Source organism: Ramlibacter agri (genome assembly GCF_012927085.1).
Classification (GTDB): domain Bacteria; phylum Pseudomonadota; class Gammaproteobacteria; order Burkholderiales; family Burkholderiaceae_C; genus Ramlibacter; species Ramlibacter agri.
Genome location: NZ_JABBFX010000001.1, coordinates 3,555,024 through 3,566,046, shown reverse-complemented (window position 1 = coordinate 3,566,046; position 11,023 = coordinate 3,555,024). Strand labels below are relative to the sequence as shown.

Here is an 11,023-nt window from a genome sequence, read left to right as displayed (position 1 = left end):
GCAATGCCCTATATAGTCATCCGGTTGGCCAATCGTCTCCTGCTTCACGGAGGAGTCACGAGGAAGCAACGCAGCGGGGGCACCGCGGCGTTGGCGCCTCCTCGAAGACTACCTAGCGCACACGACAGGAGAAACAGATGACTGGCAACTCGACGGCGCTGATATTGGCGCTCGTCTGCGGCCTCGCGGCCGTTGTGTATGGTTTCTGGGCTCGCAGCTGGATCCTATCCAAGGACGCGGGCAATCCCCGGATGCAGGAAATCGCGGCGGCCGTCCAGGCCGGCGCGGCCGCGTACCTCGCGCGGCAGTACCGCATCATCGCCATCGTCGGCGTGGTGCTGGCCATCCTGATCGGCATCTTCCTCGACATGACCACGGCCATCGGCTTCGTCGTCGGTGCGGTGCTCTCCGGGGCCTGCGGCTTCATCGGCATGAACGTCTCGGTGCGCGCCAACGTGCGCACCGCGCAGGCCGCCACCACCGGCATCGGGCCGGCGCTGGACGTCGCCTTCCGCGGCGGCGCCATCACCGGCATGCTGGTCGTGGGCCTCGGCCTGATCGGCGTCACCGGCTTCTACTGGTTCCTGGCCGGCAACGGCCAGCTGACGCCGGACAAGCACCTGGCGACCCTGCTCAACCCGCTGATCGGCTTCGCCTTCGGCGCCTCGCTGATCTCCATCTTCGCGCGCCTGGGCGGCGGCATCTTCACCAAGGGCGCCGACGTCGGCGCCGACCTGGTGGGCAAGGTGGAAGCGGGCATCCCCGAGGACGACCCGCGCAACCCCGCCGTGATCGCCGACAACGTCGGCGACAACGTCGGTGACTGCGCCGGCATGGCCGCCGACCTGTTCGAGACCTACGCGGTGACCTTGATCGCCACGATGGTGCTGGGCTCGCTGCTCATCGCCGCCGCGCCGGTCAACGCAGTGCTGTACCCGCTGGCGCTGGGCGCCGTGTCGATCATCGCGTCGATCATCGGCTGCTTCTTCGTGAAGGCCTCGCCCGGCATGAAGAACGTGATGCCGGCGCTGTACAAGGGCCTGATCGTGGCCGGCGTGCTGTCGCTGATCGCCTTCTTCTTCGTCACCAGGTGGCTGATGCCCGACAACGCCCTGGGCGGCACCGGCGCGCAGATGAAGCTGTTCGGCGCCTGCGTCGTCGGCCTGGCGCTCACCGGCATCCTGGTGTGGGTCACCGAGTACTACACCGGCACCCAGTACCACCCGGTCCAGCACATCGCGCAGGCCTCCACCACCGGCCATGGCACCAACATCATCGCCGGCCTCGGCGTGTCCATGAAGTCGACGGCCTGGCCGGTGCTCTTCGTCTGCGTGGCCATCTTCGTGGCGTATGCGCTGGCCGGCCTGTACGGCATCGCCGTCGCCGCCACCTCGATGCTGTCGATGGCCGGCATCGTGGTCGCCCTGGACGCCTACGGCCCGATCACGGACAACGCCGGCGGCATCGCCGAGATGTCGGACCTGCCCTCCTCGGTGCGTGACATCACCGACCCGCTGGATGCGGTGGGCAACACCACCAAGGCCGTGACCAAGGGCTACGCGATCGGCTCCGCCGGCCTCGCCGCACTGGTGCTGTTCGCCGACTACACGCACAAGCTGGAAACGCTGGGCCAGCAGATCCGCTTCGACCTGAGCGATCCGATGGTGATCATCGGCCTGTTCATCGGCGGCCTGATCCCCTACCTGTTCGGCGCCATGGCGATGGAAGCCGTCGGCCGCGCGGCGGGCTCGGTGGTGGTGGAAGTGCGGCGCCAGTTCCGCGAGATCAAGGGCATCATGGAAGGCACCGCCAAGCCCGAATACGGCGTCGCGGTGGACATGCTGACCAAGGCCGCGATCAAGGAAATGATGATCCCCTCGCTGCTGCCCGTGGTGGTGCCCATCCTGGTGGGCCTGCTGCTTGGGCCCAAGGCGCTGGGCGGCCTGCTCATGGGCACCATCGTCACCGGCCTGTTCGTGGCGATCTCCATGTGCACCGGTGGGGGTGCCTGGGACAACGCCAAGAAGTACATCGAAGACGGCCACCACGGCGGCAAGGGCAGCGACGCGCACAAGGCGGCGGTGACCGGCGACACCGTGGGCGACCCCTACAAGGACACGGCCGGCCCGGCGGTGAACCCGCTGATCAAGATCATCAACATCGTGGCGCTGCTGATCGTGCCGCTGGTGGTGAAGTTCCACAGCTAGGCCGTCGTCGTTCCCGCGCAGGCGGGAACCCAGGGCTCCCAAGTGCAAAGCGGCCGCGAGGCCGCTTTGTCCTTTCAGACTGCGGCCGCGATCGCCCGCACCATCCGGCTCGCCGGCCCCACCAGTTCCAGCAGCGCCGCCACGCGGTCCTGCTCGATGTACTGCAATACCAGTTCGTTGATGCCGCCGACGATGGCCATCGCCATCTGCGGCGGCAGCGGGCTGCCGTGGCCGTCCTTCACCACGTCCATGATCAGGTCGGCGATCTCCTGGTTGACGCGCCGCCGTGCCGCCAGGCCTTCGGCGCCCAGGCCCAGGATCTCGATGTACAGCGTGCGCAGCAGCACCGGGTTGGCCGCCAGCGCGCCGAAATAGGCGGCGTTGGCGTTCTCCACCTGCGACTGCCAGTCGTGCGCCGGGTCGATCGCCTGGCGCAGCACCTTCAGCGCGTTGTGGCTGGCCGCGCCATACAGCGCGATCAGGCAGCCCGCCTTGGTCGAGAAATGCTCGTAGAAGGTCCGGCGCGAAACGCTCGCCTCCCGCACGATGTCGGCGATCGTCGTGTCGGCGTAGCCCTTGGCGGCCACCGCGCGCGCCATGCCTTCCAGCAGCCGGCCGCGGTGCTGGTGGACGTTGCTCTCGGCCAGGATGTACTCGGTCATCGGGACATGATGGTACTTGACAGTACCGGGCGGCGCTGCCACCATGGTACGCACTCGTACTCTCCTTTTGCGGGGACACCTCCATCATGACCGATCTCGTCGTCCGCCGCCTCCTGGTCGACATGGAAGCCCCGATCGCGCGCCACTGGTGCGGCGGCGATGCCTTCCGCACCGCGCTGTTCAACGCGCTTTCCATGAGCTTCCCGGTGGGGGAGCAGTTCTTCATCGACTCGGTGCGCAACGGCTTCAAGGCGCTGCCGCCGGAGTTGCAGGTGAAGTACCAGGCCGACGTCCAGGGCTTCATCGGCCAGGAAGCCACCCATCGCCGCCTGCATGCCCTCTACAACGAGCACCTCGACAAGCTGGGCCTGAAGAACGAATGGGGCCCGCGCGCGCAGGGACGGCTGAAGTTGCTGGAGGGCGTCGAGCCGCGCCACTGGCTGGCCGCCACCGCCGCCAACGAGCACTTCACGGCCATCCTCGCCGACTACATGCTCGCCTGCCCCGAGTTCCTGGGCGACACCGACGCACGCCTTCGCACGCTGTGGCTGTGGCACTCCGCCGAGGAGTCGGAGCACAAGTGCGTGGCCTTCGACCTGTACCGCGCGCTGGGCGGCAACGAGGAATGGCGCATCAAGTGGATGAAGCGCATCACCACGGTGTTCCTGGCCGACGCGGTGCGGCAGACCGTGAACAACCTGCGCCACGACGGCACGCTGTGGAAGTGGAGCACGTGGAAGAGCGCGTGGACGAGCCTGTTCGGCAAGCAGGGCCTGGTGCGCCTCACCTACAAGCCGTGGCGGCAGTATTTCCGCGCCGACTTCCATCCGCTGCAGTTGGAAAGCGAATTGGGGCCGCAGTGGCTGGCGGCGAACGCGGCGCAGTTCATTCCCGTACGCGGCTGAAGGAAGGAGCCGCGTGGCGCAAAATGCGCCCATGCAGCTCCACTACATCGCCAACGCCTCCGTGCGCTCCGCCTCCGAGCGCACCCTGCCCGTCATCGACCCGTCCGACGGCCAGGTTTACGACAGCATCCAGCGCGGAACGGCTGAAGACGTCGACGCCGCCGTGCAGGCCGCGCGCCACTGCTACGAGAAGGTCTGGAGCAAGCTGAGCGCGGCGGAGCGCGGGCGCCTGCTGATGCGCCTGTCGATGAAGGTGGCCGAGCATGCCGACGAACTGGCCGCCATCGAGCAGCGCGATTGCGGCAAGCCGACCAGGCAGGCCAAGGCCGACGCCGCGGCGCTGGCGCGTTACTTCGAGTTCTACGCCGGCGCCTGCGACAAGCTGCACGGCGACACCCTGCCCTACCAGGAAGGCTACACGGTGCTCACGTGGCGCGAGCCGCACGGCGTCACCGGCCACGTCATCCCCTGGAACTACCCGATGCAGATCTTCGGCCGCAGCGTCGGCGGCGCGCTGGCCGCGGGCAATGCCTGCGTGGTCAAGCCGTCCGAAGACGCCTGCCTGTCGCTGCTCCGCGTGGCGCAGCTGGCCGCCGAAGTGGGCTTCCCGGCCGGCGCCATCAACATCGTCACCGGCTACGGCCACGAAGTGGGCGACGCGCTGGCGCGCCACCCCGGCATCGACCACATCAGCTTCACCGGCAGCCCCAGCGTCGGCACGATCATCCAGCAGGTCGCCGCCGAGCGGCACTGCCCGGTGACCCTGGAGCTGGGTGGCAAGAGCCCGCAGATCGTCTTCGCCGACGCCGACCTGGACCAGGTGCTGCCCACCGTCATCAACGCCATCGTGCAGAACGCCGGCCAGACCTGCTCCGCCGGCTCGCGCCTGCTGGTGGAACGCAGCCTGTACGAGCCGCTGCTGGACCGCCTGGGTGCGGCCTTCTCCCGGCTGCGCGTCGGCCCGGCGGCGATGGACCTCGACGTCGGCCCGCTGATCCGGCAGACGCAGCAGCAGCGCGTATGGGACTTCCTGTCCGACGCGCAGGTCGCCGGCATCCCCATGGTGGCCCAGGGCCAGGTGGTCGATGAGGCGCCGGAGACCGGCTACTACCAGGCGCCCACGCTGCTGCGCGACGTGCCGGTCTCGCACCGGCTGGCGCAGGAGGAAGTGTTCGGCCCCGTGCTGGCCGCCATGAGCTTCCAGGACGAGGACCATGCGGTGGAACTGGCCAACGCCACGCAGTTCGGCCTGGTGGCCGGCGTGTGGACGCGCGATGGCGCCCGCCAGCTGCGCATGGCGCGCCGCGTGCGCAGCGGCCAGGTCTTCATCAACAACTACGGCGCCGGCGGCGGCGTGGAGCTGCCTTTCGGCGGCGTGAAGTCTTCGGGCTACGGACGGGAAAAGGGATTCGAGGCGCTGCTTGGGTTCACGACCTTGAAGACGGTCGCGATCAAGCACGGTTGAAGCCGTGGCCCCCGCCTTCGCGGGGGTTCTACCCCTTGATCCGCGCCGTCTTCACCACCGCCTCTGCCTGCGGCAACAGGCGGTCGAAGAAGGCCAGCTGCGGCGCCACGAAGGTCGCCGCATAAAGCTCATCCCCGTTCGCCGTCTTCCGGACGGCGAACCAGCCCACGCCCTTCAGCACCAGGTCGTCCGAGCGCCGGTCAAGCGTGAACTCGAAGCGCACGCCCGGCTGGCCGGCGAAGCTGCCGCGGTCGACCTTCGTGACCTGCACCGCGCCTTCGTTGGCGTACAGCTCCTCGAACAGGTTCACCACCTTCTCCGCCGGCAGGCCTTCCTTGAAGGTCGGCACGCGCGGGTCCTTCGAGTCGGCGCCGCGCGAATAGGTGACGATGCGGTTCATCAGCGTCTGCCCCGGCTTCACCGCGCCCCAGATGCGCAGTTGGTCCAGCGGCAGGCCTTCCTGCGTCCAGGTGTCGTACAGCTCGCCTTCCCACGGGTCGGCGATGCGGTTCCAGGCGTCGTTGACGTGGACGACGAGCCTGTCGTTCACGATCTCGTCGCCTTCGACGCGGGTCATGATGCTGCAGGCCGCCAGCGAACAGGCGAGCAGCAGGGAGGCGAGGAGTCTCATGGCTTCAGGTCGGTGAGGTAGCCGCGCACCAGGCCGGCGTCGGCCGCCTGCGGCGCAACGGCCAGGTACTTCTGGAAGGCGGCCGTGGCGGCCGGGGCGTCGCTCCGCTGCTGGTACAGCAGGCCCAGCGAGCGGAAGGTCTCGGCCGGCGCCTTGATCTGCATCGAGGCGTGCTGCAGGTCGTCCATCGCCTTCATGTTGTCGCTGCCCTCGTCGCGCAGGCGGTAGATCTCGCCGCGCGCATACAGCGCTTCGGCGTCCTGGCCGTCGCGCTTGAGGATGCGGTCGAACAGCACCAGGCTCTCCTCGTACTGGCCGCGCTTGATCTCGTCCTGGATCCAGCCGAAGCGCAGCGGAGCGAAAGCCTTGCGCAGGGAGTCGGCGCCCAGCTCGCCCTTGCTGTTCTCCGCCATGCGGCGCAGTTCGTCGCGGCGCTCGGTGGTCGGCGGGTGGGTGGCGAAGATGTCGCCGCGCGAACCGGCGTCCTCGCCGCCGGTGATGCGGTCCTCCGCCAGCAGGTTCGCCCAGACGGCGACCGCCTCGTGGCCGTCGTAGCCGGCATGCTTCATCAGGCGCATGCCCAGGCGGTCGGCGCGCGCCTCGTGCTCGCGCGAGTAGGCGAACATGCCGGCCATGATGCCGATCTGCCCCGCGGCGGCGCCGAGGCCGCCGATCAGGCCGACGAACTGCGACACCAGCGCGGCGTCGCGCTGCGCGCGCAGCTGTTCGACCGTGTGCCGCTCCAGGTAGTGGCCCAGCTCGTGGCCGACGATGGCGGCCAGCTGCGCCTCGTTCTCCACGCGCAGCAGCAGGCCGCTCCACACGATCATCATGCCGTTGGGCGCCATCATGGCGTTGAACAGCGGCATGCGGACCGGATAGGAGCGGATGTCGGGCGCGTGCTCCGGCACCAGCCGTGTGATGAGCCCGCGCAGGTAGTCCTGCAGGCCGGCGTCGCGCAGGGTCAGCGGGCTGCGGCGGATGCGCTGCTCCTCGCGGTCCATCATGGCCCACAGGCCGCCCTCGTCGCTGTCGGCTGAGGGCCGCTTGAAGCGGGCCGGCAGTTCGAACTGGTCGTCGTCGGCTTCGCCGGCCAACGCGGGCAGCCCGCCGGCCAGGGCGGCGAGCGCCATGCAATGGCGGCAGCCGGAGCGCAGGAAGGCGCGACGGCCCGGGGTGCGGGGATCGAACATCATTTCGCCTCCGGAAAGTCCTTCAGCAGCCAGTCGACGGTCTCGCTGGCGGCGCCGCCGTCGCGCAGGTCGCCCCAGCTGCGGCTGATGCCGCTGAACCAGACCACACGGCCGGTGTTCAGGTCCACCAGCGAGGCATAGCCCTGCTGGTCGCCGCCGGGGGTGAAGGCGCCGAACAAGGCCATGCCCAGCATGGTCAGCTTGCGCTCGGTGCTGGCATAGCTGTCGCGCAGGTAGGTGAAGAGCGCGTAGTCGGCGCCCGTCTTGTCTTTCAGCGGCCGCACGGCCGCGCCCAGCGACCACTGCAGCTTGTCGTTCTTGGTGGGCAGCTTCAGGTTGCCCAGGTGGTGCATGGAAATCGCGCTGGCCACCGCGCGATGCAGCGCCTGGATGTCCTCGAACTCTTCCATCTGCGCCTGCGACAGCTGCACGATGTCGCTGCCCAGGTGCGCGTGGTCCGCGGCGAAGGCAGCGGCCAGGTTCTTCTGGGCCTGTTCGGTCCAGTCGGCGCGCGGCTCCTGCAGGCCGCCGGCGCTGATGGAGAACAGCTCCATGTCGGCGGGGATGATCACCAGCCGGGACGCCGCGGGGCGGCTCGTGAAGCCAGGCGCGAGCTTGGCGGCGGGGATGTCCTGCGCCTGCGCGGCGCCGGCAGCCAGCAGGAGGGCCAGGACGGCGGGGCAGGCCAGGCGGCGCGCCCGGGAAGAAGATGAGGCCATGAACTACTCCGGCCGACCGGGGAACTGCGGGCGATCGGCAACAATCGCACTCTATGCAGAGGCAGCGCGGGGTCCAGTGCACGGCAGGGCCAGCGCACAAATCAGTGCGCCAGCGCCCAGTTTTCACGCGCTCGTGCGCTTTAACCAACAGGCGGCGAATCCCCGGTTTTTTGTCCGGGACCGGCGCAAGCCCCACAATCACGGCATGGCAGAACGCGTGATTCCCCTGGTCGACCAGCGCCTGGCGGCGCTGGGCGCACCCGTGCCTGCGCAGGCGATCACGCCGACCGGCCTGCTGGCGGACACGCGCGGGCGGCCCTTGCGCGACCTGCGCATCAGCGTCACCGACCGCTGCAATTTCCGTTGCAGCTACTGCATGCCCAAGGAGGTGTTCGACAAGGACTACCAGTACCTGCCGCATGCGTCGCTGCTGAGCTTCGAGGAAATCACGCGCCTGGCCCGCCAGTTCCTGGCCCACGGCGTGCACAAGATCCGCCTGACCGGCGGCGAGCCGCTGCTGCGCAAGAACCTCGAAGTGCTGGTCGCCCAGCTCGCGGCGCTGCGCACCGTGGACGGCACGCCGCCCGAACTGACCCTCACCACCAACGGCTCGCTGCTGGCGCGCAAGGCCAAGGCCTTGAAGGAAGCCGGCCTGCAGCGCGTCACGGTCAGCCTCGACGGCCTGGACGACGAGGTCTTCCGGCGCATGAACGACGTCGACTTCCCGGTCCATGAGGTGCTGGCAGGGATAGACGCTGCGCGCGAAGCCGGGCTGGGCCCGATCAAGGTCAACATGGTCGTCAAGCGCGGCACCAACGAGGACCAGATCCTGCCCATGGCGCGCCATTTCCGCGGCACGGGCGTCGCGCTGCGCTTCATCGAATACATGGACGTCGGCGCCACCAACGGCTGGCGCATGGACGAAGTGCTGCCCTCGTCCGAGGTGCGGCGCCTGATCGAAAGCGAATTCCCGCTGCGGCCTTTGCAGCCCACCGCCGCTGGCGAGACCGCGCAGCGCTGGGCCTATGCCGACGGCGCCGGCGAGGTCGGCTTCATCAGCAGCGTGACCCACGCCTTCTGCGGCGACTGCAACCGGGCGCGGCTGTCCACCGAGGGCAAGCTCTACCTGTGCCTGTTCGCCAGCAACGGCTACGACCTGCGCGCACTCATGCGCGGCGGCGCCGACGACGCGGAGATCGCATCGGCCATCGGCCACATCTGGCAAGGCCGTGACGACCGCTATTCCGAACTGCGCGGCACGCAGGCTGCCGACACCGGCGGCGCAAGGCGCCGGGTCGAAATGAGCTACATCGGCGGATGATCCAAAGAGAAGACATCACCGGCGTCATCCTTGCCGGCGGACGCGGTTCCCGCATGGGCGGCGTCGACAAGGGCCTGCAGGCTTTCCACGGCATGCCGCTCGCCCTGCAGACGCTGCTGCGCCTGCAGCCGCAGGTGGCGGAAGTGATGGTCAATGCCAACCGCAACCTGAGCGCCTACGAGTCCTTCGGGGTGCCGGTCTGGCCCGATGGCCTGGCCGACTACGCGGGCCCGCTGGCGGGCTTCCTGGTGGGTCTGGAGCGCTGCGAGACCGAGTACCTGGTCACCGTGCCCTGCGACACGCCACTTTTTCCCGCGGACCTGGTGGTACGCCTGGCCGAGGCGATGGAGCGCGAAGGCGCCGAGATCGCGATGGCGGCGGCGCGCGAGCAGGAAGGCAGCGAGCCGCGGGCCCAGCCCGTGTTCTCGCTGATGCGCCACGCGCTGATGGAAAGCCTGGTGCGCTTCACGCACGCCGGCGGCCGCAAGATCGACGCCTGGACCGGCCAGCACCGGACCGTGCTGGTGCCTTTCGACCGGCCCGGCGACGACCCGGCCGCCTTCTTCAACGCCAACACGCTGGCCGAACTGCACAAGCTGGAACAGGCAAGGTGAGCCACAAGACGATCGCCGAGATCGCGGCGCAGCTGCAAGGCTACGACCCGCAGGCGCTGAGCGCCGATGCCGTGGGCGCCTTCCTGGCGCAATTGGTGGCCCCGGTGGCCGGGACCGAGTCCGTCGGCGTGTTCGGCGCGCTGGGCCGCGTGCTGGCCGCGGACCTGGTGTCGCCGATCAGCGTGCCGCCGCACGACAACTCCGCCATGGACGGCTACGCCTTCGACGGCGCGCTGCTGGCCGGCGATGCCCCGCTGCAGCTGGAAGTGGCGGGCACCGCGCTGGCGGGCAAGGCCTGGCCAGGCAGTGCCGGCCCGGGCCAGTGCGTGAAGATCATGACCGGCGCCATCATGCCGGCGGGCCTGGACACCGTGGTGCCGCAGGAGTTCGCGAAGGTCGCGGATGACGGCCGCATCGCCGTCCCCGCCGGCCTGCTGAAGCGCGGCGACAACCGGCGCCTGAAGGGCGAGGACCTGATGCAGGGCCACCCGGCCCTGCTTGCCGGCGAGCGGCTCGGTCCCGCGGCGCTGGGGCTCGTGGCGAGCCTCGGCATCGCGCAGGTGCAGGTGCGCCGCCGCCTGAAGGTGGCCTACTTCTCCACCGGCGACGAGATCCTGAGCCTGGGCGAGCCGCCGCGCGAAGGCGCCGTCTACGACAGCAACCGCTACACGGTGCACGGGCTGCTCACCCGCCTGGGCTGCGAGGTCATCGACCTCGGCGTGGTGCGCGACCAGCCGGACCTGCTGGAGGCGGCTTTCCGTGACGCCGCCACGCGCGCCGACGCCATCATCACCAGCGGCGGCGTCAGCGTCGGCGAGGCGGACTTCACCAAGGCCATGATGAAGAAGCTGGGCGATGTCGCCTTCTGGCGCATCGCCATGCGTCCGGGACGCCCGATGGCCGTCGGGCGCATTGGCTCCTCGGTGCTGTTCGGCCTGCCGGGCAACCCGGTGGCCGTGATGGTGACCTTCCTCGCCTTCGTGCGCCCTGCCCTGCTGCGGATGATGGGCGCGCGGGCCAGCGAGAGCTTCCTGCTGAAAGCGCACAGCGCGGAGACCATGCGCAAGAAGCCGGGCCGCACGGAATACCAGCGCGGCATCGTCAGCCGCGCCGCCGACGGCACGCTGCAGGTGCGCACGACCGGCAACCAGGGCTCGGGCGTGCTGAGCTCGATGGTGCAGGCGAACGGGCTGATCGTGCTGCATCACGCGCAGGGCGACGTCGCGCCGGGCGACGAAGTGGACGTGATGATGTTCGACGGGGCGATCTAGAGGGTAGAAGGCGGACTTCCGAACGCAAAGGGCGC

Annotated in this window: 10 protein-coding genes; 6 read left to right on the top strand and 4 right to left on the bottom strand. The window is 69.3% G+C overall.

What is annotated here, in order from left to right; genetic code table 11:
• The first annotated feature begins 137 nt into the window (after positions 1–137).
• Positions 138–2,207: a sodium-translocating pyrophosphatase gene (locus HHL11_RS17375; RefSeq protein WP_169419590.1), complete on the top strand. Its 2,070-nt coding sequence runs from the start codon at positions 138–140 to the stop codon at positions 2,205–2,207.
• A 74-nt stretch (positions 2,208–2,281) separates the two neighbouring features.
• Here the strand turns inward: HHL11_RS17375 and HHL11_RS17370 are convergent, their stop codons facing one another.
• A complete protein-coding gene (locus HHL11_RS17370; RefSeq protein WP_240980098.1) occupies positions 2,282–2,869 on the bottom strand; it encodes a TetR/AcrR family transcriptional regulator in 588 nt (195 codons plus the stop codon).
• Positions 2,870–2,955: 86 nt separating this feature from the next.
• On the opposite strand from HHL11_RS17370, the gene HHL11_RS17365 reads away from it, so the two are divergent.
• Together HHL11_RS17365 and HHL11_RS17360 are read left to right on the top strand one after the other, a co-directional pair.
• On the top strand, positions 2,956–3,774 hold the full coding sequence (locus HHL11_RS17365; RefSeq protein WP_169419589.1) for a metal-dependent hydrolase: 819 nt from the start codon (positions 2,956–2,958) through the stop codon (positions 3,772–3,774).
• A gap of 31 nt (positions 3,775–3,805) precedes the next feature.
• Complete coding sequence (locus HHL11_RS17360) at positions 3,806–5,239, top strand: aldehyde dehydrogenase family protein (RefSeq protein WP_169419588.1); 1,434 nt, start codon at positions 3,806–3,808, stop codon at positions 5,237–5,239.
• A gap of 28 nt (positions 5,240–5,267) precedes the next feature.
• Here the strand turns inward: HHL11_RS17360 and HHL11_RS17355 are convergent, their stop codons facing one another.
• The 3 genes from HHL11_RS17355 to HHL11_RS17345 are packed head-to-tail and all read right to left on the bottom strand — an operon-like array spanning position 5,268 to position 7,782.
• A complete protein-coding gene (locus HHL11_RS17355) occupies positions 5,268–5,870 on the bottom strand; it encodes a hypothetical protein (RefSeq protein WP_169419587.1) in 603 nt (200 codons plus the stop codon).
• Positions 5,867–7,066, bottom strand: coding sequence for a M48 family metallopeptidase (locus HHL11_RS17350; protein ID WP_169419586.1), 1,200 nt, complete (start codon positions 7,064–7,066; stop codon positions 5,867–5,869). The genes HHL11_RS17355 and HHL11_RS17350 overlap by 4 nt, the downstream gene beginning before the upstream one ends.
• Complete coding sequence (locus HHL11_RS17345; RefSeq protein ID WP_169419585.1) at positions 7,063–7,782, bottom strand: hypothetical protein; 720 nt, start codon at positions 7,780–7,782, stop codon at positions 7,063–7,065. The genes HHL11_RS17350 and HHL11_RS17345 overlap by 4 nt, the downstream gene beginning before the upstream one ends.
• Before the next feature lie 205 nt (positions 7,783–7,987).
• Between HHL11_RS17345 and moaA the strand changes: the two genes are divergently transcribed.
• From moaA to moeA, 3 genes are read left to right on the top strand one after another with little or no spacing between them, the layout of a single operon-like run.
• Positions 7,988–9,103 carry a GTP 3',8-cyclase MoaA gene (moaA, locus tag HHL11_RS17340; RefSeq protein WP_169419584.1) on the top strand — a complete coding sequence of 372 codons (1,116 nt, stop codon included), beginning with the start codon at positions 7,988–7,990 and terminating at the stop codon, positions 9,101–9,103.
• Complete coding sequence (gene mobA / locus HHL11_RS17335; protein WP_169419583.1) at positions 9,100–9,717, top strand: molybdenum cofactor guanylyltransferase MobA; 618 nt, start codon at positions 9,100–9,102, stop codon at positions 9,715–9,717. Before moaA ends, mobA begins: the two co-directional genes overlap by 4 nt.
• Positions 9,714–10,988, top strand: coding sequence for a molybdopterin molybdotransferase MoeA (gene moeA, locus HHL11_RS17330; RefSeq protein WP_169419582.1), 1,275 nt, complete (start codon positions 9,714–9,716; stop codon positions 10,986–10,988). Before mobA ends, moeA begins: the two co-directional genes overlap by 4 nt.
• Positions 10,989–11,023: the final 35 nt, after the last annotated feature.